The sequence below is a fragment of the Jannaschia aquimarina genome, from assembly GCF_000877395.1.
GTDB classification, from domain to species: domain Bacteria; phylum Pseudomonadota; class Alphaproteobacteria; order Rhodobacterales; family Rhodobacteraceae; genus Jannaschia; species Jannaschia aquimarina.
The window spans coordinates 14,969-37,178 of record NZ_JYFE01000027.1 but is presented as its reverse complement, the minus strand read 5'-3'; the positions used below and the strand labels follow the sequence as shown (position 1 = coordinate 37,178).

Annotated in this window: 23 protein-coding genes; 12 read left to right on the top strand and 11 right to left on the bottom strand. The window is 67.1% G+C overall.

Annotation, left to right across the window (positions count from 1 at the left end; all coding sequences use genetic code 11):
- Positions 1-111: 111 nt before the first annotated feature.
- Positions 112-1,149, bottom strand: a complete 1,038-nt coding sequence (locus jaqu_RS20575) for a Hint domain-containing protein (RefSeq protein WP_052500836.1) — start codon at positions 1,147-1,149, stop codon at positions 112-114.
- Positions 1,150-1,236: 87 nt separating this feature from the next.
- Between jaqu_RS20575 and ppk2 the strand changes: the two genes are divergently transcribed.
- Complete coding sequence (ppk2, locus tag jaqu_RS07395) at positions 1,237-2,169, top strand: polyphosphate kinase 2 (protein ID WP_084629536.1); 933 nt, start codon at positions 1,237-1,239, stop codon at positions 2,167-2,169.
- A 149-nt stretch (positions 2,170-2,318) separates the two neighbouring features.
- Entirely contained in the window at positions 2,319-2,915 is a 597-nt protein-coding gene (locus jaqu_RS07390; protein WP_043918323.1) for a LolA family protein, read from the top strand.
- Positions 2,916-2,940: 25 nt separating this feature from the next.
- Here jaqu_RS07390 and jaqu_RS07385 read toward each other — a convergent pair whose 3' ends face one another.
- Together jaqu_RS07385 and jaqu_RS07380 are read right to left on the bottom strand one after the other, a co-directional pair.
- Entirely contained in the window at positions 2,941-3,528 is a 588-nt protein-coding gene (locus jaqu_RS07385) for an enoyl-CoA hydratase/isomerase family protein (protein ID WP_043918322.1), read from the bottom strand.
- Positions 3,525-4,259 carry an SDR family oxidoreductase gene (locus jaqu_RS07380; protein ID WP_043918321.1) on the bottom strand — a complete coding sequence of 245 codons (735 nt, stop codon included), beginning with the start codon at positions 4,257-4,259 and terminating at the stop codon, positions 3,525-3,527. Before jaqu_RS07380 ends, jaqu_RS07385 begins: the two co-directional genes overlap by 4 nt.
- Positions 4,260-4,336: 77 nt before the next feature.
- On the opposite strand from jaqu_RS07380, the gene jaqu_RS07375 reads away from it, so the two are divergent.
- A complete protein-coding gene (locus jaqu_RS07375; protein WP_043918320.1) occupies positions 4,337-5,812 on the top strand; it encodes a DUF2125 domain-containing protein in 1,476 nt (491 codons plus the stop codon).
- Between the two features lie 200 nt (positions 5,813-6,012).
- On the opposite strand, the gene jaqu_RS07370 is transcribed toward jaqu_RS07375, so the two are convergent.
- Positions 6,013-6,231 carry a hypothetical protein gene (locus jaqu_RS07370; protein ID WP_043918319.1) on the bottom strand — a complete coding sequence of 73 codons (219 nt, stop codon included), beginning with the start codon at positions 6,229-6,231 and terminating at the stop codon, positions 6,013-6,015.
- A gap of 310 nt (positions 6,232-6,541) precedes the next feature.
- Here jaqu_RS07370 and jaqu_RS07365 point away from each other — a divergent pair, with 310 nt between their 5' ends.
- The 7 genes from jaqu_RS07365 (at position 6,542) to jaqu_RS20570 (ending at position 13,208) form a co-directional block, all read left to right on the top strand.
- Positions 6,542-7,900 carry a TldD/PmbA family protein gene (locus tag jaqu_RS07365; protein ID WP_043918318.1) on the top strand — a complete coding sequence of 453 codons (1,359 nt, stop codon included), beginning with the start codon at positions 6,542-6,544 and terminating at the stop codon, positions 7,898-7,900.
- On the top strand, positions 7,887-8,660 hold the full coding sequence (locus jaqu_RS07360; RefSeq protein ID WP_043918317.1) for an inositol monophosphatase family protein: 774 nt from the start codon (positions 7,887-7,889) through the stop codon (positions 8,658-8,660). The genes jaqu_RS07365 and jaqu_RS07360 overlap by 14 nt, the downstream gene beginning before the upstream one ends.
- 30 nt (positions 8,661-8,690) lie before the next feature.
- Complete coding sequence (locus jaqu_RS07355) at positions 8,691-8,936, top strand: DUF4170 domain-containing protein (RefSeq protein ID WP_043918316.1); 246 nt, start codon at positions 8,691-8,693, stop codon at positions 8,934-8,936.
- Positions 8,933-10,225, top strand: a complete 1,293-nt coding sequence (locus jaqu_RS07350) for a 3-deoxy-D-manno-octulosonic acid transferase (RefSeq protein WP_052500845.1) — start codon at positions 8,933-8,935, stop codon at positions 10,223-10,225. Before jaqu_RS07355 ends, jaqu_RS07350 begins: the two co-directional genes overlap by 4 nt.
- The gene (gene lpxK / locus jaqu_RS07345; RefSeq protein ID WP_043918315.1) at positions 10,225-11,166 is read left to right on the top strand and encodes a tetraacyldisaccharide 4'-kinase; all 942 of its coding nucleotides are present in this window, start codon (positions 10,225-10,227) and stop codon (positions 11,164-11,166) included. The genes jaqu_RS07350 and lpxK overlap by 1 nt, the downstream gene beginning before the upstream one ends.
- A 97-nt stretch (positions 11,167-11,263) precedes the next feature.
- Positions 11,264-12,049, top strand: a complete 786-nt coding sequence (locus jaqu_RS07340) for a DUF998 domain-containing protein (RefSeq protein ID WP_161793841.1) — start codon at positions 11,264-11,266, stop codon at positions 12,047-12,049.
- A 100-nt stretch (positions 12,050-12,149) separates the two neighbouring features.
- Entirely contained in the window at positions 12,150-13,208 is a 1,059-nt protein-coding gene (locus jaqu_RS20570) for a Hint domain-containing protein (RefSeq protein ID WP_052500834.1), read from the top strand.
- A 74-nt stretch (positions 13,209-13,282) separates the two neighbouring features.
- Here jaqu_RS20570 and jaqu_RS07330 read toward each other — a convergent pair whose 3' ends face one another.
- A complete protein-coding gene (locus jaqu_RS07330) occupies positions 13,283-13,945 on the bottom strand; it encodes a DsbA family protein (protein ID WP_043918314.1) in 663 nt (220 codons plus the stop codon).
- Complete coding sequence (locus jaqu_RS07325) at positions 13,942-14,484, bottom strand: DUF721 domain-containing protein (protein ID WP_043918313.1); 543 nt, start codon at positions 14,482-14,484, stop codon at positions 13,942-13,944. The genes jaqu_RS07330 and jaqu_RS07325 overlap by 4 nt, the downstream gene beginning before the upstream one ends.
- Positions 14,485-14,536: 52 nt before the next feature.
- Between jaqu_RS07325 and jaqu_RS07320 the strand changes: the two genes are divergently transcribed.
- Both jaqu_RS07320 and jaqu_RS07315 read left to right on the top strand, forming a co-directional pair.
- Positions 14,537-15,553: an A/G-specific adenine glycosylase gene (locus tag jaqu_RS07320; protein WP_043918312.1), complete on the top strand. Its 1,017-nt coding sequence runs from the start codon at positions 14,537-14,539 to the stop codon at positions 15,551-15,553.
- A 58-nt stretch (positions 15,554-15,611) separates the two neighbouring features.
- The gene (locus jaqu_RS07315) at positions 15,612-16,757 is read left to right on the top strand and encodes an alkane 1-monooxygenase (RefSeq protein ID WP_043918311.1); all 1,146 of its coding nucleotides are present in this window, start codon (positions 15,612-15,614) and stop codon (positions 16,755-16,757) included.
- 128 nt (positions 16,758-16,885) lie between these two features.
- Here jaqu_RS07315 and jaqu_RS07310 read toward each other — a convergent pair whose 3' ends face one another.
- The 5 genes from jaqu_RS07310 to jaqu_RS07290 form a co-directional block, all read right to left on the bottom strand.
- The gene (locus tag jaqu_RS07310; RefSeq protein ID WP_043918310.1) at positions 16,886-17,485 is read right to left on the bottom strand and encodes a DedA family protein; all 600 of its coding nucleotides are present in this window, start codon (positions 17,483-17,485) and stop codon (positions 16,886-16,888) included.
- A gap of 385 nt (positions 17,486-17,870) precedes the next feature.
- Positions 17,871-18,707, bottom strand: coding sequence for a 3-deoxy-8-phosphooctulonate synthase (gene kdsA / locus jaqu_RS07305; protein ID WP_043918309.1), 837 nt, complete (start codon positions 18,705-18,707; stop codon positions 17,871-17,873).
- Positions 18,707-19,483: a 3-deoxy-manno-octulosonate cytidylyltransferase gene (locus jaqu_RS07300; RefSeq protein ID WP_043918308.1), complete on the bottom strand. Its 777-nt coding sequence runs from the start codon at positions 19,481-19,483 to the stop codon at positions 18,707-18,709. The genes kdsA and jaqu_RS07300 overlap by 1 nt, the downstream gene beginning before the upstream one ends.
- 88 nt (positions 19,484-19,571) lie before the next feature.
- Positions 19,572-20,816 carry a glycosyltransferase family 4 protein gene (locus jaqu_RS07295; RefSeq protein ID WP_043918307.1) on the bottom strand — a complete coding sequence of 415 codons (1,245 nt, stop codon included), beginning with the start codon at positions 20,814-20,816 and terminating at the stop codon, positions 19,572-19,574.
- Positions 20,813-22,132 carry a UDP-glucose dehydrogenase family protein gene (locus jaqu_RS07290; protein ID WP_043918306.1) on the bottom strand — a complete coding sequence of 440 codons (1,320 nt, stop codon included), beginning with the start codon at positions 22,130-22,132 and terminating at the stop codon, positions 20,813-20,815. Before jaqu_RS07290 ends, jaqu_RS07295 begins: the two co-directional genes overlap by 4 nt.
- Positions 22,133-22,210: the final 78 nt, after the last annotated feature.

The window sequence follows — 22,210 nt, the reverse complement described above, 5'->3', positions numbered from 1 at the left end:
GAGCTCCTGAACCGGCGGCGGCTCATCCAACCCGGGGGTGCAGTCCGTTTCGGTCGCTTGCTCGGCAGTTTTCATTGTGTCGGGAGCGAAGATCTGGCGGCGATCCCGCCCTCAAGCCAACGCCATCGCGCGCAGGTCCGACCTCCGCAGGATCGGCCGCGCGGGCGGGCCGTAAATGCGCCGGACCTCGGCGTGGCTGGCAGCCTCCCAGAGACCGGGCCATCGAAGCCGGGCCGTCAGGAGCGTCCCGCGACCCAAAGCGAGGCGGCACAGCGCGCGTGGCCCCGGATAAAGGCTTTCGACGGGTGCGCCGCCTGCGAAGATGACGTGATGCCGGTCAAGTAAAAGGTTGTGAAACGTCGTCGCCCGCAGGCCGGTCGCACGGCGGAATTGGCCGCCCAGTTCGTCTGCCAGCAGACCGGCTGCCACCAGCCCCCCGTCCCACAGGACACGATGCTGTGCCGAGACAATGAGATCGCGCGCGTTGCCCAGGGCCCCCGCACCGATCCGGACGGGGACGGCGTCGCGGCCCGGCCGATAGGTGTCTTGGACGGCCAGCACGAGTGTCGCCGGCGGCCCGTCGAGCACCGTGACCTTGCACCCAGTGCGCAGCGTCTGGACGGGTCGCTCGCCATTCTGGGTAGCGATCGGCGTCCCTCGGGCGAGGCACACCATTTCCGAGTATTGGATCGGCTGATCCCGGGTGTTCGTCGAGACCACCGTATAGGTCACCCCTTCCTGCAGGGGCGCGCTGAAGGCGTACATGTCGAGATCGTCGAAAACCTCGATCTCGTAGATCGTGATCGTGCTGCCATCGCTCCCCTCCAGTACGGCGGAGCGGTCGGCGGCGACGCGGCCATCAGGTGTTCCGACGACGTTCCCGTTCGGGTCGCGCACGGTCGCGGTTTCTCCGTCCGCCCCCTCGTTGTCGGTATTCGCCCCGCCATCCGAGTTCACCCCGTCCGTATCCGCGGACAAGGTCGTCTGATCCGCGCCGTTATCAGTGATCGTCACTGAATATGTCGGCATATCCGAAGCCGAGTAGGTGAACGTGCTGCCATTCGTGGCATAGGTTCCGTTCGATCCGACGGTGCCGCCGGCGGCGTGCATGTCCTGCTCCAACAGGACGGGAATCGTGAATGTCGCCATGCTTGCCTTTCGCGTCCGTCTGCTACGGATGCCCGAAATTGGTGGACGAAGAGTGAACGGAGCGGCCGCCTGATCTGGGTCAGGGAAATGGCCGCCGGGACCTGCCAATCGAGTGACCTGCCACAGGACGGAGGATGCACGATGAACGCGCCGCAGATCTCGACCACAGGGGCCAGGAAGGCCCTGAGCAAGGCCGCCGATGCCCGGAAATATCCCTATCCGCGCAAGATCGCGCGCGCGAAGTACGAGGCCGAGAAAGCCGCGCTTCAGGTCGAGTTGCTGAAGGCCCAACTCTGGTTACAGGACACGGGCCAGCGGGTCGTCATGCTGTTCGAAGGGCGCGATGCCGCCGGCAAGGGCGGCACGATCAAGCGCTTCACCGAACATCTCAATCCCCGGGCCGCGCGCGTCGTCGCCCTGAACAAGCCGACCGACGAGGAACGCGGCCAGTGGTACTTCCAGCGCTACGTCAAGCACCTGCCCACCTCCGGCGAGATCGTGCTCTATGACCGGTCCTGGTACAATCGCGCCGGCGTCGAACGGGTGATGAACTTCTGCGAGCCGACCGAGTACCTCGAATTCATGCGCCAGACGCCCGAGTTCGAGCGGATGCTGGTGCGGTCCGGGATCCACCTGTTCAAATATTGGTTTTCGGTCACCCAGCAGGAACAGCGCCGCCGATTCAAATCGCGCGAAACCGATCCGCTGAAACAATGGAAGCTGTCTCCGATCGACCGCGCCTCGCTGGACAAGTGGTCGGACTACACCGAGGCGAAAGAGGCTATGTTCTTCTATACCGACACTGCCGATGCGCCCTGGACGGTCATCCTGTCGGACGACAAGAAGCGCGCGCGCCTCAATTGCATGCGCCACTTCCTGTCCTCGCTGGACTATCCCGGAAAGGATCCCGAAGTCGCGACGATGCCCGACCCGCTGATCGTGCATCAGGCCCAGCGCATCATCCACCAGTCGGATCACATCCTCGCGTCGTCGCTGCATCCCGACACGCGCAAGGGCTGAGCCGGCATCGCCGGCTCCCCGCAGGGCTTCGCGCCCTTGTGGGACCGGCGGTGTTTCGTCATCTCGCGCGGCTGTCATCGCATATCTCTGGGTTTCCTGGCGGGTCTGCCCCATATCGACCTGACCATCGAAGACCACGGAGCATTCCGATGCGCATCCTTCTCGCCGCCGCCCTGGCCGCGCTGACCGCCCTGCCCGCGCAGGCCCAGATCCCGGTCAACGCGATCAGCCAGTATCTCAACGGCTTCCGCACGGCGCAGGCCGAATTCACGCAGATCAACGCGGATGGAACGATCTCTACCGGCGATCTGTCGCTCCGGCGGCCCGGCCGGGCGCGGTTCGACTACGATGCGCCGAACCGCGGCCTCGTCATCGCCGGGGGCGGGCAGGTGGCCGTCTTCGATCCGGTCTCGAATACCACGCCCGAACAATACCCTCTCAGCCAGACGCCCCTCAGCCTGATCCTGGAGGACAACGTGAATTTGGGCCGCTCGGGCATGCTGGTCCGGCATTCGGGGGATGCGAACCAGACGCAGGTGACGCTGCAGGATCCGGAGAATCCGCAATACGGAAACATCCAGCTCGTCTTCACGCCGAACCCGGTCACGTTGCGGCAATGGGTCATCACCGACGAGTCCGGTCAGCAGACCACCGTCGTTCTGGGCGACATGCGCACCGACGTGAACCTCGGGACCTCCCTCTTCAACATCCCGCTCGAGATGCGCCAGCGCGGCCTGACGGAGTAGCGAACGGGCCGGGCGATGGGCTCGCTCAGGGCACCATTGCCTTGATCGCGGCGACATGGCCCGGCTCACCGGCGGAAACGAGTTCCCGCGCAGCGGCGACCGGATCGGGGACGACCCGATCCACCAGCCCGAAGGTCAGCGCCTCGAAGGCATCCCATCGCGCCCCTCCGGCCAGCATCAGCTTGGCGCGGGACGAGCCGGTCAGGCCCGCCAGCCGCACCGGGTCGGACGGCTGGGGAAGAAAGCCCAGCTTCGCCACCGGGTAGAAGAACGTCGCCTCGGGCACCGACAGGCGGATGTCGCAGGCCAGAACCATGCCGAGTGCCCCGCCGGCGCAGGTTCCGTTCAGCGCGGCGACCGTCAGATGGGGATGCGCCGCGATCGTGCCCGACAGCCGCTCCCATAATGGCGAGGTGGCGAGCCCCGCCCGCGCGGCCTCCAGATCGGCCCCGGCGCTGAAGACACCTCCGGCCCCAGTCATAACGAGTGGCCCGGGCGCCGCCTCGACGCCAGCGATCAGGTCCTCCAGCATGCCGCCCGTGAGGGCATTCCGCTTGTTCGTCCGGTCCAGGGTCAGCGCGGTGACCGGCCCGTCCTGCTCGACCCGGATCACGCCAGACCGATGCGCTTGCGGATCTCGTCCTCGCGCAGGCTGATCTCCGTGCCGCGCAGGTCGTCCGCATCGGGCGAGCACATCCAGACGAGCGCCTTGGCAGGCCAGTCCGGCGGGATGTGGTCCCCCCAATCGAGTTGCGCCACGGGGCCGATCCCGCTCTGCTTGATGTCGCGCTGCATCTGCGTGGCGACCGTGCCCGGTGACAGGCCGAAGACCCGCAGGCGCCGCCCCAATTCGTGATGGGCCTGCCGGGTCAGCATCCAGGCCCCCGCCTTGGCGGCGCAGTATTGCGACCAGCCCTCGACAGGGCGATGCGCGGCTCCGGAAGACACCGTGATCAGCGTCCCGCCCTCGGGCAAAACCGGAATCGCGGCATGCATTCCGTTGTGGACGCCCTTCAGGTTCACGTCGATCCCGCGATCCCAGGCATCGGGATCGGCCCGGCCCAGGGGCGCGATGGGGTCGATAACGCCCGCATTCAGGATCATCACGTCCAGCCCGCCAAATCTGTCGCGCGCGGCGCCCACGGCCAGCGCCATCTCGTGATAGCGCGTGACGTCGCAGGGGATGGCCAATGCCGTCTCTCCGATCTCGCCGGCCAGATCGGCGATGGCCTCGGTCGAGCGAGCCAGAAGCGCGACATTCGCCCCTTCGGCGGCGAAGGCGCGGGCGGCGGCCGCGCCGATCCCGCGGCTGGCTCCGGTAATCATGACGGTGCGACCCTGCATGGCGCCCTCCTTCGGTTGACCCCAGCGGCGGGGTGCGAAATGCTTCGTCGACCGTCGTTTATCCCAGAGGCCTTCCGATGTCGAAATACTACGCCGCCCTGCCACTCGCCCTGCTGGCGGCAAGCCCCGCCTGGTCCCTGACCGCCCCCGAATTGTGGGAGGACTGGCAGGAGATGGGCGCCCGTCTCGGGATGGAGCTTCAGGTCGGCTCCGAGGACTATTCAGTCGGCAGGCTCGTCCTCGAAGACGTCCAGGCGGTGATGGATTTCGGCGGCGGCGCCTCGACCAGCAACTACGGCACTCTCACATTCGTCGAGCAGAATGACGGCTCGGTGCGGATCGAGATTCCGCCGGTATCCGACGCGAGTTCGACCAGCACGCTCGAAGGCGAAACCGTCACGATCAGCGCAGAAATACGCCACGAGGGCCTGTCCATCATCGCCCGCGACGAGGGCGATCAGCGCATCTACGACATTCGCGCCGACAGCCTGACTTACGAGATGGGCGACATCACCGGCGACGAGGTGGCGGAATCCTTTCCGGCGACGATGACCCTCCGCAATCTCGACTCGACCTATCAGTCGGATCTGGACGGCGAGGAGATCGGCTTTTCGCAGACCTACGCCGCGAGCGCGGTCGACTTTTCGGCCGCGGGCGCCTCCGCCACCGGGGAGACGTTCGATCTGTCCTACGCGATGTCCGGCCTCGGCGGCCGGATCGACGGCACATACCCATCCGAGGCCGCGCCGGACGGCTCGAACATCTTCGCGATGATGGGCATCACCTATGAGGGCGAAATTACCCATTCGGGCAGCACGCTGGCCCTGGTATCGGACACGCCCGAAGGACAATTGCAGGTCAACGGCCAGGCCGCATCCGGCGGGATCGAGCTCGGACTGGACGAGCAGAGCATCACCTACCTGCTGACTTCGAACGACGCGCAGATGACGGTCGTTCCGCCCGCGATGCCGTTACCGATCAACGTCACCATGGCCGAGGCACGGACGGGGGTTACCTTCCCCTACGCTGTCTCGGAGGGCGGCAGTCCCTGGGCGCTCGACCTCGCCTATCGCGATCTCGCCCTGGACGAGCAGCTCTGGGCGCTCTTCGACCCGACGGGCCAGTTGCCGCGCGATCCGGCGACGCTGGTCCTCACGATCACGGGCGAGGCCGAGGTCCTGGCCGACTTCCTGGGCGACCCCGAGGCCGTTACCGCTCTGGAGGGCCCCCCGATCCGTCCCGAAAGCCTTGATCTGAGTGAGCTGCGCTTCTCGGTCGCGGGGGCCGAACTGACCGGCACCGGTGCGCTGACTTTCCCGGAAACGCCCGCTCCGTTCCCCATGCCGGTCGGGCGCCTGAACCTCGCTCTCGACGGCGGCATGGCGCTTCTGGACAAGCTGGTCGCGATGGGCCTCGTCCCGGCGCAGCAGGCCACCTTCGTACGCGGCATGGCCGGCATGGTCGCCCGTCCGGTCGGCGAGAACCGCCTCGAGTCGGAGATCGAGTTCACCGAAGGCGGCGGCATCCTGGCCAACGGCCTTCCGCTGCAATGATCCGCGTGCCCGGACTGCGGACGGAACCGCGCGGCGGCGTCGGACCGAAGATGACTCGCTGACAGCGATACCATTGCTGCGGCCATTGCCCCCGAGTTCCGCTCGGGGGCCTTTTCGTTCTGCCTGCTTGGCCTGCCGAGCCCGGACATGCGAACGCCCGCCCCGTGACGGGGCGGGCGCTCAGATCCGAAACGGTCGGCTCAGCGGGCGCGCGAGCAGACGCCCACGTCGTCGCAGAAGATACCGGCCAAGCCGCCCGCGATGGCGCCGCGGTCCCCGTTGCCGTCCACGGCCCGCGCGGCGCCGTAGCCAACTGCCGCGCCGACAAGGCCACGCTCGACATCGCTGTCGATGACGCCGCCGGGTCCGCATGCGGTCAGGGTCGCGGCGATCAGGGCGAAGGGAAGGATGGACTTCATGGTCTTTCTCCAATGGCACCGGCACGGCGGCCGGCTCGAATGAATCTCGCACGCCTCGGCGCGCATCCTGCGTCGCGGATGAAAAGGCTCCATCCACGCCGTCACGGGGCATCTATGGGATCGTGTTGGCGTTATCCTATGACCGCTCGGCCCATTTGGCGGAAACCGGCCGCGTTTCGCCGAGTTATGCGATAGCCACCCCTACACCGACGGTTTATTCGAAGCGGCCCGCGCCGCCGGGACGCACCAGCTTGTGCCCGGCAGGCCGGCGCTCTACCTCCCCCTGAACCCGCAAGACCGAGGCCGCCCGATGTCCGACACGCCCCAAAGCGATCTTCCCCGCCTGTGCGACGCCCTGCTCGACGCCGCCCGAAAGGCCGGGGCCGAGGCGGCGGATGCGCTCGCGGTCGAGGGGACGTCGGTTTCGGTCGACGTGCTCAAGGGCAAGCTCGAACATGCCGAGCGCTCCGAAGGCGTCGAACTCGGCCTTCGAGTGCTGATCGGCAAGCGGCAGGCCTGCATCTCCGCGTCCGACATCCGGCCCGAGACGATGGCCACCATGGCCGAGCGTGCCGTCGCCATGGCCCGCGAGGCGCCCGAAGATCCGCATGTGGGCCTCGCCCCGGCCGACGCGCTGGCCGAAAGAACGGACGCGGCGTCCCTCGACCTCGTGGACACGGCTCCCGCCCCCAGCCCGGCGGACCTTCAGGACATGGCACTGGCGGCGGAAGCGGCCGCCCTCGCGGTGGACGGCGTCGCCCAGGTCAGCGCGGCGGGCGCCGGCTGGGGCGAGCGCCGCATCCATCTGGCGGCGACCAATGGCTTTTCCGGCGGCTATGCCCGCACCGGCACGTCCCTCTCCTGCGTCGCCATTTCGGGCGAGGGCCTGTCGATGGAACGCGACTATTACGGCGACAGCCGCACCCACGCCGCCGATCTGGACGACCCCGCAAAGGTCGGCCGCCTCGCCGGAGAGCGGGCCGTCGCCCGCGCCGGATCGCGCAAGCCGCCCACCGGCGCATTTCCCGTCGTCTATGACGAGCGCGTGGCATCGACCCTGATCGGCCATCTCCTCGGGGCGATCAACGGCAGCTCGGTCGCGCGTGGCTCCAGCTTCCTGCGCGACGCGATGGGACAAGACGTCCTGCCCGCAGGGCTTTCGGTCTGGGAGGATCCGCACCTGCCCCGCCTGGGTTCGTCCAAACCGTTCGACGCCGAGGGGCTGGCGACGGCGCGGCGCGATCTGGTGGCCGACGGCGTCCTGCAAGGCTGGGTGCTGGACTTGGCCACGGCACGTAAGCTCGGCCTCGACAGTACTGCGAACGCGACGCGGGGCACGTCGTCACCGCCTTCGCCGGGAGTGACGAACATCCGCATGACGGAAGGGGCGATCGGGCGCGACGCGCTGCTGGCCGAGATGGGGACCGGCCTCCTGATCACATCGCTGATCGGATCCTCCGTGAACGCGACCACGGGTGACTATTCTCGCGGCGCCTCCGGCTTCTGGGTCGAGAACGGTCAGATTTCCTATCCGGTCAACGAATGCACCGTCGCGGGCAATCTGCGGGACATGTTGCGGACGCTGACGCCCGCGAACGACGCGCGCCCGCACCTGTCGCGCGCCATCCCGTCCCTACGCGTCGAGGGCCTGACGGTTGCCGGAAGCTGATCGCGCGCTCCTCGAAAGCGCGGCGCGATCCGCCGGAGAGATCGCGCGGAGACATTTCAAGCGCGATCCGAAGGTCTGGCAGAAGGGCGATCAGGGTCCCGTGACCGAGGCCGATCTCGAAGTGGACGCCATGCTCCATGACCGACTTCTCGGGACGCGCCCCGACTACGGCTGGCTCAGCGAGGAAAGCTACCAGACCGACCGGCGGACCGGACAGCGCACCTTCGTGATCGACCCGATCGACGGCACCCGCGCCTTCATCGAAGGGAACGGCGCCTTCACCCACTCGCTCGCCGTGGTCGAGGACGGCCGGACGGTCGCCGCCGCGATCTACCAGCCGATGCGCGACCGTCTCTGGTCGGCCCATGCCGGCGGTGGGGCGAGCCTGAACGGGGTGCCCATCGCCCCCAGCGGGCGGGCTGGGCTGGAAGAGGCGACGGTTCTCGCCGCAAAGCCGACCTTCCGCGCACAGAACTGGGAACGGATGCCGGATGTCCGCCGCACGTTCCGCTCCTCGCTGGCCTACAGGTTGGCGCTGGTGGCGCAGGGCCGGTTCGACGCGATGGTCACGCTTCGGGATTGCTGGCACTGGGACATCGCGGCGGGGGATCTGATCTGCACCGAGGCCGGCGCGTCCTGCACGGACCGCTTCGGCAGTCCGCTGCATTACGGAACCGGCATCCCAAAAGTCGTCGGTGTCATCGCGGGCAGTCCCGCCGTCCATGCGGGCCTTCTGGACCGTGTCGCGACACCGGGTTAGGCGAGGGGCGAACACCAACCCGGAGGCCCCATGTCCCAGCAACGCCTGCACCTCGTCTTCGGCGGCGAGCTCGTGAACCCCCAATCGACGCAGTTCGCCGATATGGACGCGATCGACATCGTCGGCATGTATCCCGACTATGCCAGCGCCTACGACGCCTGGAAATCGGCCGCCCAGCGCACCGTGGACGACGCGCACATGCGCTACTTCATCGCGCACATTCACCGGCTTCGCGACGAGGAGCGCGAAGCCTCTCCGACCGAGGAACTGGGCTGACCCCGCCGCGCTCCAAGCTGCTGCAAGCCTATCTGGCGGCATCGGCGCAAGCCAAGCCGCTGGCGGAGCGCGCGCTGCGCCGACGTCTCCAGGAAGGCAAGGAGGATCCGCAGCGCATCGCGGAACGGCGCGGCCACCCCTCCGCCCCGCGCGAGGACGGGCCGCTGATCTGGCTCCATGGCGCCAGCGTCGGCGAGGGTCTCTCGTTGCTCGAGATGATCCGCAAGATGGGAGAGGAACGGCCGGACCTGTCGTTCCTGCTGACCACCGGCACCGTCACCTCCGCCGAGATCCTGTCGTCCCGCCTGCCGCCCCGCACCGTCCACCAATATGCGCCGCTGGACGTCCGCCCTTGGGTCAAACGGTTCATGGCCCACTGGCGTCCGGATCTCGCCGTCCTGGCCGAGTCGGAGCTCTGGCCCTCGCTCATCGTCGAATGCCACGAACGCGACACCAACATCGCGCTCATCAACGCCCGCATGACCGCCGCCAGCTTTCAGCGTTGGAGCAGGTGGGGTCGGGGGGCCGCCGCCGCCCTTTTGGCGCGGATCGATCAGGTTCAGGCCCAGGACCCGGCGACCGCCGAACGCCTGCGCGAACTGGGCCTTCCCTCCGCCCGCCTCGAAGTGACGGGCACCCTGAAGGAAGGCTCCTCGGCCTTGCCCGTCGACGAACGCGAACGCGCGCGGATGGCCGCCGCGATCCAGGGTCGGCCGCTCTGGCTCGCCGCCTCGACCCATGACGGGGAAGAGGCGGCCGCGATGGGCGCCCAGGCCCATGCCCTGCGCTCCTGGCAACGGCTTCTCTGTGTCCTCGTGCCCCGCCATCCGGACCGCGCGGACGGGATCGAGGCCGCCCTGCGCGAAGGCGGCTGGAAGGTCGCGCGGCGATCCAAGCAGGAGGAAATCCAGCCCTCCACCCAGGTCTACCTCGCCGATACGCTGGGCGAGATGGGGCTGTGGTTTCGCCTGTGTCCCGTCAGCTTCATGGGCGGCTCCCTCGTGAAAGTGGGCGGTCATAACCCGTTCGAGCCCGCCGCCCTGGGCAGCGCGATCCTGCACGGTCCCCACGTTTTCAACTTTGCCGACATCTACGACCGGCTGGCCAAGGCCGGTGGCGCGCGACTCGTCCCGGATGAAAGCGGCCTCGGTCAGGCCCTGACAGCCGCCCTGGAACCCGACGAGGCGGCACGCATGGCCCACGCAGCATGGGAAGTCTGCAGTCAGGGCGCCGAAGTGACCGACAAGGCGCTGGATCTGCTCTTCGCCATGCTCGACGGGGTGGATTGATGCGCGCGCCCGGTTTCTGGTCCGGGCGCGGCCCGATCTCCACCATGCTGACGCCGATCGGGTGGCTCTATGCGGCGGCGACCGCGCGGCGCGTGGCCCGGCCGGGGGTCAGGCTCGACGTGCCGGTGATCTGCGTCGGCAACCTGACGGCCGGTGGGGCGGGCAAGACGCCCACCGTCATCGCCCTGCTCGAACGGCTGGACGGCGCGCACGTGGTCAGCCGAGGCTATGGCGGCAAGCTCGAGGGCCCGGTCCGCGTCGACCCCGCCCGCCACGATGCCACAGCCGTGGGGGACGAGCCGCTCCTGCTTTCGGCCTTCGCGCCCACCTGGGTGGCGCGCGACCGCGCCGCCGGGGCCCGCGCCGCGGTCGAGGCAGGGGCTCGCGCGATCGTGCTGGATGACGGCTTCCAGAACCCGGCGCTGGAAAAGGACCTCTCCATCGTCGTCGTCGATGCCGGGGTGGGCTTCGGCAATGGCCGGGTCCTTCCCGCCGGCCCGCTGCGCGAACCTGTCGAAACAGGTCTCGCCCGCGCCGACCTGGTCCTGCTGATCGGCAAGGGAGACGTCACCTTGCCCGCCTCGGCGCCGCCGGTTCTGCGCGGCACCCTCGAACCACTTGAAACCGGCATGCCGTGGGAGGGCCTGCCCGTCTTCGCCTTCGCGGGGATCGGGCGGCCCGAGAAGTTCTTCCAGACCCTGCGCGACCTCGGCACGGATGTCCGGGGCACCGAGGCCCTCGGCGATCACCAGCCGCTGACGCCCACCCTTCTGCATCGCCTCGGCGAGCGGGCGGCCAAGCTCTCCGCCCAGCCGATCACGACCGAAAAGGACGCGGTCCGCCTGCCCCCGTCCCTGCGTGGCCGCGTTCTCGTCCTGCCGGTTCGCCTGCGCATCGAAGACCCCGCCCCCCTCGAATCGGCTCTGGCGGCGCTGACCTGACCCCGAGGGTCACGCACAAGGCAGGTTTCCATGCCCCGATACCGCGCGGGATCTATGTTAGGCTCACGCTACGTCAAGCTGCCCCGATCCGTAAATCGTGACGAGTGCCCCGATGCCCTTCAATGCCAAACCGGTCTCCAGCTCCGCCGATCACGACGAGCTGGTGTCGTCGTTCCTCGCCGTCCGCCGCGCCCTCGGGCTTGCGGGGCTCAGCCTTCCGATCCTGCTTTACGGACACGCGCGTTTCTGGCCCGGCGGCCAGATGCAGCCGTCGATCTCCGAATTCTACCACACGGTGATGGGCGACATCCTCGTGGGGGTGCTGGTGGCGATCGGCCTCTTTCTCATCGCCTATGTGGGCCACCGCCCGCAAAAGGGTGACAAGCTGACCGACTGGTGGGTCTCGACCGTCGCGGGCGTGGGCGCCATCGGCGTGGCGCTGATCCCCGCCCTGCCGGCGGGCACGGATTGCGACGCCTTTCCGCCGCCCGAGGTGGTTCAGGGCTTCGTGGGCCATTGGTGCACGCCCCTCGGCGCGCTCCACTTCATCAGCGCGGCGGTGTTCTTCCTGGCGATGGCACTCATCTGCCTGTTCCTGTTCCCGAAGAACGCGGCGGGCGAGGTGCGTTATTTCGACGAGCCGGGGAACGCGACCTATCTCGCCTGCGGCATTGCCCTGATCGCGTCCATCGTCGGTCTGGCGATATTCTTCTTCATCGCCGACACGGATCTGGGACAGGCATTGGCAGAGCGAAACATCGTCTTCTGGCTCGAGACGCTGGGTGTGCTGGCCTTTGCCATCGCCTGGCTGACAAAAGGCAACATACTGGCCGGCGTAGGCTCGCTGCTGTCGACACGCAGATCGCAGAACCCAGAGGGCTGACCCAGCCCAAGCCGCATCTCTTGCCGCGATCGCAGGACGGCGAAGGTTCGGACCGGTCGCGATTCACATATTCCTAAGCCATTTTGCGCATAGCGGGCGCATGGCGACGTATGATTTTCCTGGTTACGACGACGATCAACTGACATGGCCGGGGGGCAGTCCGACGGTCGGCGACACGATCTCGTTCGATTTCCCGGCGGATCACGTGATCTCAATCACGGACAACGACAGCCGCCTTCAGGACGGAACGGACGACCGCGACGACGAGGACAGTAGCCAGACCGCCATCGTCTACGACGAGTTCGGCAATGTGGAAACGTCGGGGCAAGTCCAGCCGAGAGACGAAATCACGCTGAGCGATGGCACGAACACCTATTACGTCACCGAGGTCTTCATCGCGTCCACGAATTCCACCTACTACATCTTCCACGAACCGGCCCCGCAGCTTGGCACGACCTACACGGTCACCAATGTCAGCAACCCGAACTCGACCAACTATTCCGAGTTGTCGCAGCAGGGGGTGACCTGTCTGGCGGCTGGAACCCGCATCCAGACACCAGCCGGCCCTGTTGCGATCGAACGTCTCCAACCGGGCGCCCTGATCGAGACGTTGGACGACGGCCCGCAGCCGATCCTCTGGATCGGACGGACGCGGGTTCCGTCCTGGCGGATGCGGCAGCAGAAAGGCTTCCGACCGATCTCCATCCGGGCGCACGCATTGGGAGAGGGTCGCCCCCGGGCAGACACGAGCCTCTCACGCCAGCATCGCATCCTTCTGAGGACATGCGGTCCCGGTCCATCCTTCACCAAGGCACGGGAGGTCCTGGTCCCCGCTCATACCCTGACCGCGCTTCCCGGCATCCGGGAGGTGTGTCCGGCGGCGGGACTCGACTACCTTCACATTCTGACCGAACGCCATGCCATCCTCATATCGAATGGGCTGCCCAGCGAAACGCTTCTGGTCACGCCCTACAGCCGCGAGGCCGCAGGTTTGGGCCCCTCCGCATTGCTACGGGCGACATGCGACCTGTCCCCGGCAGAGATGACGCCCGCGCGACCGATCCTCGATAACAGAACCGCCCGCGCGCTTGCCCGTTCGATTGCCGCAGGGCGGGCGGCGATCCTCGACGTCACGGTGGAAACGGCCAACGCTCGCTAAGGATCGGGACGGAGCCGATCTTCGATCGCCGCCGATCCGCCCGATGCGATCCAGCGGCGACGCTCCGCGCCTTTTCAGGAGGCGGCTTCGTCCACCAGACGGCCCAGTTGCGACAGGCTCATATTGCCCGCATGCATCTCGCCGTTGATCAGGAAGGACGGGGTCGACCGGACGCCGTCGGACGCGGCGTTCTGCTCGTACCAGGCGACGAGCGACTGCGCCTTCTCACCGTCCTGCAGGCAGGCATCCAGCGTCTCGCGATCCATCCCGGCTTGCGCGCCGATCCGCTTGAGACTCTCGGCGACCGCGGCGGGGTCCTCCTGCCGCGACCATTCCGACTGGCTGTCGTAAAGCAGTTCCACGATCCCGAAATAGCGCATCGGGTCGGCGCAACGCGCGATCATCGACGCCCACAGGCCGTAGCGGTCGAAATAGACCTCCCGGTAGGTGAAATGCACCCGGCCGGTGTCGATGTATTCCTCCCGGAACGCCTTGAACGTGTCGAGGTGGAAGTTCGCGCAATGGGGGCAAGTGAACGAGGCGTATTCTACCACCTTCACCGGCGCATCCGGATCGCCCAGCGTCATTTCCGCGATCGATCCCGCATCCTGCGCGCGGGCCGAGCCGTCGCCTCCCGGCAACAGGGGCAGACCGTCCCGCCCGCTGGGCCAGAATGCCCAGGCCGCGCCCAAGGCGGCCCCGCCGCCGATCATCATCAGGTTCCGTCGGTTGATCATCGTCTGCTCCTGTCGGGGCCGTCTTCGCGGCCCGCTTTCGATATGATGTTGGCCCCCAGCCGTTCAAGCGCGTCCTTCAACGCCGGATCGGCGATCCCGCCGACCTGAGCGCGCGCCTTTTCTCGCGTTTCCGGGCTCGGCGCAGGCTTTCGCCGGGGTGGCCCCGCGTCGAAGCTCGCCTGTCCTTCGGCAAATCCGGTTGGGGCGGTCTGGGTGATGTTGATCCCGGCAATGGCCCTGTAGCCGTAGCAGGCATTCACCCGATCGCGCAGCTGCGGCAGGCGCATCTGCAGCATCGGGGCCTGCGCGCCGGTGGTCAGCAGCGTCAGGACGGATCCCTGCTCCCGGCGCGACCAGCTTACCTTCACCGGCCGGCAGATCCGCGCTACGTCAGCGCCCGCCACTTCGGCCCAATGGGTCAGCAGCCGCGATTCGGAGAATCCGCGCGTCTCGCCCGAGCGGCGGATCTGCCGCTCGACCAGCGCACCAACGGTGCGGACGCCGCCCTTGCGCGTCCTGTTGGGCCCTTTCGCTGCCATGGCGAGACGATTACATGATCCCCCGCCGGAAGGGATAGGGGGCTCATCACCGATGCGTGATTCGCGACAGGCGGCCGACCGGCTGATGGGCTGGTATGACGCCCACGCGCGCGACCTGCCCTGGCGCGTGCCCCCCGGCGCGGCAGCACGTCCCGACCCCTACCGCGTGTGGCTATCAGAGGTGATGCTTCAGCAAACTACTGTGGCGGCCGTGCGCGAGTACTTCCACCGGTTCACGCGGATCTGGCCCGACGTGCATGCCCTCGCCGCGGCGGAGGATCCGGATGTCATGGCCGCCTGGGCGGGGCTCGGCTATTACGCCCGCGCCCGGAACCTGTTGGCCTGCGCCCGCGTCGTGAGCCGCGATCTGGACGGCACCTTCCCCGACACCGAAGACGGCCTGCGAGCCCTGCCCGGCATCGGGCCCTATACGGCCGCCGCCATTGCGGCCATCGCCTTCGACCGTCCCGCCGTGGTCGTCGACGGCAATGTAGAACGCGTGATGGCCCGCCTTTTCGCCATTCGGACGCCTCTGCCCGCCGCCAAACCCGCGATTCGCGATGCGGCCGCGGCTCTGACGCCCGAGCGGCGCCCCGGCGACCACGCTCAGGCGGTGATGGATCTGGGCGCGACGATCTGCACCGCGAAATCCCCGTCCTGCCTGCTCTGCCCGCTCAAGCCGGATTGCGCGGGCCACGCCGCCGGGATCGCCGCGACGCTGCCCGCCAAGGCCCCGAAGAAGGCCAAGCCCACGCGGAGGGGCTATGTCTATCTGGCGCGGCGCGGCTCCGACTGGCTGACCGAGCGGCGCCCGGACAAGGGCCTCTTGGGCGGCATGGCGGCCTTCCCGACCTCCGACTGGTCCGAGGCCCCGGCCGAGGCCCCGCCCTTCGACGCGCCCTGGCGCGATGCGGGCGAGGTGCGCCACACCTTCACGCATTTTCACCTGATTCTGACGGTGCGCGTGGCCGAGGCCACCGGAAACCCCGACCGGGGCCAATGGACGCCGCTGGATCCGGCCGCGCTCCCGACTCTTTTCCGCAAGGCGCACGCCCTTGCCGTGACGTAGCGTCGCGTTTTGCGTCGTCGGAAACGGGGCGTTAACATCCGGATGGGAGGACGAAAGAATGACCATCACCGCCGTCTCCGAGAGCCAGCTTCGAAATCCGCTGCGCGCCCTGCCCTTCTGGGCATCGCTGACCATGGTGCCGATCACCTGGGCGGCCGCCTATCTGGGCGGATGGTGGGTGCTGGCCGTGCCCGCCTATGCCTGGGGGGCCTATTCGCTTCTGGATGTTCTCGCCGGGCTGGAAGAGGGCAATGCCGATCCCATGACGGATCGCCGGGCCTTGGGCTGGTATCGCGCGATCACCCTGATCTGGGCGCCGGTGCAGTTCGTCACGCTCTTCGGCCTGATCTTCTACGCGACCCGGGCACCGCATCTGGGCGGCTGGGAACTGGCGGGCCTGTTCTTCGGGGTCGGCGTGATCGGCGGAACGATCGGGATCAATTACAGCCACGAACTGATGCACCAGCGTACGCGGCTGGAACGCTGGCTCGGGGATATCCTGCTGTCGATGGTGCTCTATTCGCATTTCCGGTCCGAACACCTGCTGGTCCACCATCGCTATGTCGCCACGCCCCGCGATCCGGTGACGGCCCGCTACAACGAAGGGTTCCACCGCTTCTATCCCCGCGTGCTGTGGCAATGCCTGACCTCCGCGTGGCAGGCCGAAGCGGCGATGCTGGCCCGCAAGGGCCTGCCGTGGTGGCACCGCTCCAACCCGTTCTGGCGATTTGCCGCGTTGCAGGCGGCGATGCTGACGCTGGCCGCGCTGATCGGCGGTTGGGCGGGGCTGGCGCTGTTCCTGCTGCAGGCAGGCGTCGCGATCTGGCAGCTCGAACTCGTCAACTACATCGAGCATTACGGCCTGACGCGTCGTCATCTGGGCGACGGCAAGTATGAACCGGTCAAGCCGCATCATTCCTGGAACAGCGCGCAGAAGGCGTCGAACTGGCTGCTGATCAACCTGCAACGCCATTCCGACCACCACTTCAAGCCCGACCGCCCCTTTCCGTTGTTGCAGACCTACGAGGCGGATGAGGCGCCGCAACTTCCCGCGGGCTATCCGGTGATGACGGCGGCGGCGATGTTCCCTCCACTCTGGCGACGGATGATGAACCCCCGCGTGCGCGAATGGCGCAGGCAGCATTATCCCGACATCGAGGATTGGTCCGCCTACAAGACCGCCTCGAACCCGATGCCGCGCTGAAGCGGACGGATCGGACGGGGCATCGAGCCCCGTCCGGATCCGGGCCTCCGGCGGGAGCATTTGAGCCGAGAAGAAGCAGGGAGCGCGCAGCGGCCGAACGTTTCACGTCGATCAGGCGGGCCGCCCGCTCAACGCCGCGACTCCTGCCTGAAGAGCCGCCAGAAATAGACACCCGCCACAGCGCCCACGACCACCCAGATCGCAGGGTCGAGCCAGGCGTGGATCCGATCGTATTGCGACTCGAGGATGTAGCCCAGGATCGCCAGCCCCCCGATCCAGATCAGGCTCCCGGCCGTCGTCGCCAGCAGAAACGGGCCCATCGGCATCCGCGCCATACCCGCAGGCACCGAGATCAGCGTGCGCAGCCCCGGCAGCATCCGCCCCGCGAAGACGGCCATCAGGCCGCGTTCCCGGAAGTAGATCTCGGCCTTTTCGACATCCGTCGGAGAGAGGGTCAGCCATCGGCCATGACGCTCCGTCACGCGCCTCAGCCGGGCGGTGCCGATCGCCATCCCGACCCAATACCAGAAGAGCGCGCCCAGCACCGTCCCGACCAGCCCGGCAAGGATCGCCCAAGGCAACCAGAAATCTCCGCGTGCCGACAGGAAGCCGGCCAGCGGCATGACGACCTCGGACGGGATCGGAGGGAAGACGTTCTCGGCCAGCATCAGGAAGGCGAGCCCCCCGTACCCGGCCCGCGCCATGACGGATAGGACCCATTCGAACATGGGAAGTATCTAGGGAGGCCGTGCGCGAATCCACCCCCGCATGGCAAGGCTTTAGACCGGGAGGGGGGAAGAAGAGTGCCCGTGCGAGCGACCAATGCAGAAGGCCGCGCCGATCCGCCCTCTGGCGTTCCTGACCGCGGTCACGCACTCGGCTACGCCGGCGACCGGACCCGGAGGCGCTCCGGCCGACCTGTTCCGGGCGCGGATCGGTGGGGCGGCAAAGTCACCCGACCATCACCCTGGTGAGATCGCAGCCGGACCCGATCCAGCGGTCCGGCCCTGCGCGGTGCACATTGTGCAGACGGGGGGTGCACAGATGGTGCACAGGGGGTGCATCGGCATTCTCGCACCGATATCCCGAGCGGATGCCAATTTCGTGCGTCTATCAGCGACCTTTGCGCAGATCGTCGAAGCGTCTCAGATCACCGATCAGGGCTTCCATCCGCTCGATGGGGATCATGTTGGGCCCATCCGACGGGGCATTGTCCGGATCCTGATGCGTCTCGATGAAGAGCGCCGAGACCCCCACCGAACAGGCTGCCCGGGCGAGCACCGGCGCAAACTCCCTCTGTCCCCCTGACGAGCCACCCAACCCCCCCGGCTGCTGCACCGAATGCGTTGCGTCGAACACCACTGGATATCCTGTCGCCTCCATCTGCGGCAGCCCACGGAAATCCGTCACCAAGGTATTGTAACCAAACGAGGTTCCTCGTTCACAGAGCAGGATTTTCTCGTTGCCGGTGCTGGCCACCTTGGCCGCGACATTTGGCATGTCCCACGGGGCGAGGAACTGCCCCTTCTTGATGTTGATCACGGCACCGGTCTCGCCCGCCGCAAGCAGGAGATCGGTCTGCCGCGACAGAAAGGCGGGGATCTGAAGGATGTCGCACACCTCCGCCGCGGGCGCGCAATGGCCGGTCTCATGCACGTCGGTGAGAACGGGACAGCCGAACTCCGCCTTGATTTTCCCAAGGATTTCCAGCCCCTTCTCCATTCCCAACCCACGGGTGCCCGAAAGCGAGGAGCGGTTCGCCTTGTCGTAGCTCGCCTTGAAGACGAACCGTGTGCCGGTCGGCGCGCAGGCGGCGGCGATGCGCTCCGCCATCATCCGCGCGTGGTCCAGGCTTTCGAGCTGGCACGGCCCGGTGATGAGCATGAACGGCTCGGACCCGCCGCAGGGAATACCGGAGACATCGACCACGCGGGACTGGATCGGATCCATCAGCCATTCTCCTTCAGGGCGGTCTCGATGCGGGCGACATCGGCAGGGTTGTTGAGTTCCCAGAACGTGCGGCCCCGCGCTTCGACCTCGACGCAGGCGACATGGGCGCCGTTCTCGAGAAAGCGAAGCTGTTCAAGGCCTTCCCGCCGCTCCAGCTCCCCCTCGGGCCAGCTGGCATAGGATCTCAGCGCGGCTGGCGTGTAGGCATAGGCGCCGACATGGTGGAAGACGGGGACCGGGTCCGGGACCTTGGTGGGGTCGATCCAGGGAATGACCTCCTTGGAAAAGTAGAGGCCCCGCATCGCCCGGTCGAAGACGGCTGTCGTTCCTCCGACCCGCCCGGCCCGGCGGTCCTCGACGAACATGTCGTAGGTCTTGCGATCGCAGCGCAGGACGGGCGTCGCGACGTCGGCTTGTCCGATCCCGTCTATCAGCGCCTCGACGAACCAGGGTGGCGTCAACGGCGCGTCGCCCTGAAGGTTCACAATGAGGTCCGCGCCAACGGCCTCGGCCGCCTCGGCGCACCGCTCGGTGCCGTTGCGCGCCGCCTCGGAGGTCATGACCACGGACGCTCCGAAGGCTTCGCAGTGGTCGCGGATGCGGTCATCGTCGGTGGCGACGTGAATATGATCGACGCCCCCGACCTGCTGCGCGGCGTCCCAGGTCATTCGGATCAGGGATTTCCTGCTGCCATCGGGCAGGGTCAATTCGACGAGCGGTTTTCCGGGATAGCGGGTCGAGGCGTAGCGCGCTGGAATGACGATCGCGACGCTCATGAGATGGACCCGGCCTGTGACATGCTCAGCATGTCACGGGAATAGGCGCGCCACCCGATGGACGCAACCGGCGGCAACGCGGGCCAGATCAAACGTGGATCTGCTTTTCGAGCGGAAGGAGCGCGTTCATCTCTTCGAGATGCCGCGGCAGGCAGACCTTGAGAAAATCGTACTCACGCTCGACATGCCGCCTCGCTGCCGGGCCGAGATGCGCGAAGTCCTGTGGCGCGGCCAGAACGTCCACGACCTGCTGGGCCAGCAGATCCGGACGGAAGAAATCGACCAGCAGGCCCGTCTTGCCGTGCGTGATCGCTTCGCGGACCGGCGCCGTGTCGGAGGCGACGATGGTCGCCTCCATCGACATGGATTCGAGCAGGGACCACGAGAGCACGAAAGGCATCGTCAGGTAGATGTGGCAGCGGCTGATCTGGATGACCTTCTGGAAGGCGTCATAGGGGACGCGGCCCAAGAAATGCACGCGATCCCAATCCACCAGATGGCCGACCTCGGCCTCCATCTCGGCGCGGAAGCCGCCCTCCACGTCCGAAGCCTTACCGTAGCTCGACGCGTTGCCGCCGACGATCAGGACCCGCGCCTCGGGACGCGCTTGGAGGATTTTGGGCAGGGCGCGCATGAAGACGTGGAAGCCCCGGGTCCGCTCCATGTTGCGGGCCATGTAGGTGAACACCTCGTCCTTGCGAGTGATCTTGCCGATGCGGCCCAGCGAAAGCGACACGTTCGGATCCGGTCGCAGGCGATCCGCTCGGATCCCGTCGTGGCAGACGTAGAGCTTGGGGTGGAACATCTTGGGGAATGTGTTCCGTTGCCACCAGGTCGGGCAGGTCCCCCGATCGACGGCATGGATGTTCGTGTTCGGAACGGCGTTGCGGGCCTGAAGCAGGTACGGCGCCGTTTCGGCTGGCGGATCCTCGGGGTCGAAATTCACTGGACCGCCATGGAGCAGGTAGTAGTATTCGAAGAAGCCCAGGATCGGGGCCGCGGGCCAGACATGCTTGAGGAACAGAAGCTCACCCCAACCGGTATGGCCCAGGATGATGTCCGGTTCGAAGCCGTCCGCCTTCAGCTTGTCGCAGGCAAGGGCGGCCCCGTACCCATTGCCCGTCGCCTCCTCCCAGATCTTGGACAGGCCATAGGATTCCTTGGTCGGGCGGTTGTGCGAGCGATACACGACCTTGCGCACGCCCTTCGGCTCGGGGAAGTCCTCTCGCTGGGTGAGAAAGACGATCTCATGCTCGCCGGTTTCCCGGAGCACTTCCAGCAACTCCCGGTATTGGCCGGGCATGTTCTGGTGCACGATCAGGAGCTTGGTCATGCCTCGAACCCCGCGCGTCCGACGAAGGTCGCCGACCGGAACCCGGCCGAGGCGGCATCCTCCGGGCTGTAGACGTTGCGCAGATCGGCTAGGCGCGGGGTCGCCATGGCCGACGCGATCCGCCCAAGGTCCAAGGCGCGGAACTCGTTCCATTCGGTGAGGACGACCAGCAGATCGGCGTCCTGCGCCGCCTCGTAGGGATCGTCGTGCCACGCCACACCGGGCAGCAGCGCCTCGCCCTCTCGCCTACCTTGGGGGTCCACCACCCGGACACGCGCGCCCCCGCCGACCAGCGCGGGCACGATCGTCAGGCTGGGCGCTTCGCGCATGTCGTCGGTATTAGGCTTGAAGGTCACGCCGAGGACCGCGACGGTTCGTCCATTGAAGCTGCCGTCACACAGGTCGCGCAACTTTTCAACCATACGGGCCTTGGTGCCCTCGTTGACCTGCATGACCGTCTCGGTGATCCGCATCGGCATGGCGTGATCCTGCCCGATCCGGGCGAGCGCAGACGTGTCCTTCGGAAAACACGAGCCGCCGTAGCCTGGCCCGGCATGCAGGAACTTGTTCCCGATACGCCCGTCCATGCCGATCCCCTTGGAGACCTGCTTGATATCGGCACCGACACGCTCGCACAGGGCGGCGATTTCGTTGATGAATGTGATCTTCGTCGCGAGAAAGGCGTTGGCCGCGTACTTGATCATCTCGGCCGACTCCAAATTGGTGGTCACGATCGGAAAGTCGCGCAGGTAGAGTGGGCGGTAGATCGCCTCCATCACTTCGGCCGCACGCGGAGTCTCGACGCCGACAACGACGCGATCCGGGCGCATGAAATCGTCTATCGCCGCCCCTTCGCGCAGGAATTCGGGGTTGGAGGCGACGTCGAACTCCGCTTCGGGGGCTGCGGCAGCGACCGCTTCGCGCACCTTCCTGTTCGTCCCGACGGGCACGGTACTCTTGGTGACGATGACCGCGTAGCCGGTCAGGGCGCGACCGATCTCTTCTGCGGCGGCCATCACATAGGTGAGGTCCGCATGGCCATCGCCGCGGCGAGTCGGGGTCCCGACTGCGATGAAGACCGCATCCGCACCGTCGACCGCGCCGGTCAGATCGGTCGTGAAGGAAAGGCGTCCGGCCTCGACGTTGCGCGTCAGCAGGAGGTCCAGGCCCGGCTCGTAAATGGGGATTTCTCCGCGCTCGAGCCGCGCGATCTTGCCCTCGGACTTGTCCACGCAGACGACGTCATGTCCGAAATCCGAAAAGCACACACCGGACACGAGGCCCACATAGCCCGTCCCAATCATCGCGATGCGCATCTGAGAACTTCCTTGTCACCCGAACCGTCGCGCCCCGCGCGCAACATTCCGACAATCGCCGCGAACCGCAAGCCGGAG

Excerpts from the sequence above, each read along its gene's own strand:
- jaqu_RS07325 (WP_043918313.1), bottom strand. The coding sequence starts at position 14,484 with ATGGCAGCGAAAGGGCCCAACAGGACGCGCAAGGGCGGCGTCCGCACC.
- jaqu_RS07370 (WP_043918319.1), bottom strand. The coding sequence starts at position 6,231 with ATGAAGTCCATCCTTCCCTTCGCCCTGATCGCCGCGACCCTGACCGCA.
- jaqu_RS07310 (WP_043918310.1), bottom strand. The coding sequence starts at position 17,485 with ATGTTCGAATGGGTCCTATCCGTCATGGCGCGGGCCGGGTACGGGGGG.
- ppk2 (WP_084629536.1), top strand. The coding sequence starts at position 1,237 with ATGGCCGCCGGGACCTGCCAATCGAGTGACCTGCCACAGGACGGAGGA.
- jaqu_RS07380 (WP_043918321.1), bottom strand. The coding sequence starts at position 4,259 with ATGCAGGGTCGCACCGTCATGATTACCGGAGCCAGCCGCGGGATCGGC.
- jaqu_RS07355 (WP_043918316.1), top strand. The coding sequence starts at position 8,691 with ATGTCCCAGCAACGCCTGCACCTCGTCTTCGGCGGCGAGCTCGTGAAC.
- jaqu_RS07375 (WP_043918320.1), top strand. The coding sequence starts at position 4,337 with ATGTCGAAATACTACGCCGCCCTGCCACTCGCCCTGCTGGCGGCAAGC.
- jaqu_RS07295 (WP_043918307.1), bottom strand. The coding sequence starts at position 20,816 with ATGACCAAGCTCCTGATCGTGCACCAGAACATGCCCGGCCAATACCGG.
- jaqu_RS07315 (WP_043918311.1), top strand. The coding sequence starts at position 15,612 with ATGACCATCACCGCCGTCTCCGAGAGCCAGCTTCGAAATCCGCTGCGC.
- lpxK (WP_043918315.1), top strand. The coding sequence starts at position 10,225 with ATGCGCGCGCCCGGTTTCTGGTCCGGGCGCGGCCCGATCTCCACCATG.
- jaqu_RS07320 (WP_043918312.1), top strand. The coding sequence starts at position 14,537 with ATGCGTGATTCGCGACAGGCGGCCGACCGGCTGATGGGCTGGTATGAC.
- jaqu_RS07390 (WP_043918323.1), top strand. The coding sequence starts at position 2,319 with ATGCGCATCCTTCTCGCCGCCGCCCTGGCCGCGCTGACCGCCCTGCCC.
- jaqu_RS07300 (WP_043918308.1), bottom strand. The coding sequence starts at position 19,483 with ATGAGCGTCGCGATCGTCATTCCAGCGCGCTACGCCTCGACCCGCTAT.
- jaqu_RS07330 (WP_043918314.1), bottom strand. The coding sequence starts at position 13,945 with ATGATCAACCGACGGAACCTGATGATGATCGGCGGCGGGGCCGCCTTG.
- kdsA (WP_043918309.1), bottom strand. The coding sequence starts at position 18,707 with ATGGATCCGATCCAGTCCCGCGTGGTCGATGTCTCCGGTATTCCCTGC.
- jaqu_RS20575 (WP_052500836.1), bottom strand. The coding sequence starts at position 1,149 with ATGGCGACATTCACGATTCCCGTCCTGTTGGAGCAGGACATGCACGCC.
- jaqu_RS07365 (WP_043918318.1), top strand. The coding sequence starts at position 6,542 with ATGTCCGACACGCCCCAAAGCGATCTTCCCCGCCTGTGCGACGCCCTG.
- jaqu_RS20570 (WP_052500834.1), top strand. The coding sequence starts at position 12,150 with ATGGCGACGTATGATTTTCCTGGTTACGACGACGATCAACTGACATGG.
- jaqu_RS07290 (WP_043918306.1), bottom strand. The coding sequence starts at position 22,132 with ATGCGCATCGCGATGATTGGGACGGGCTATGTGGGCCTCGTGTCCGGT.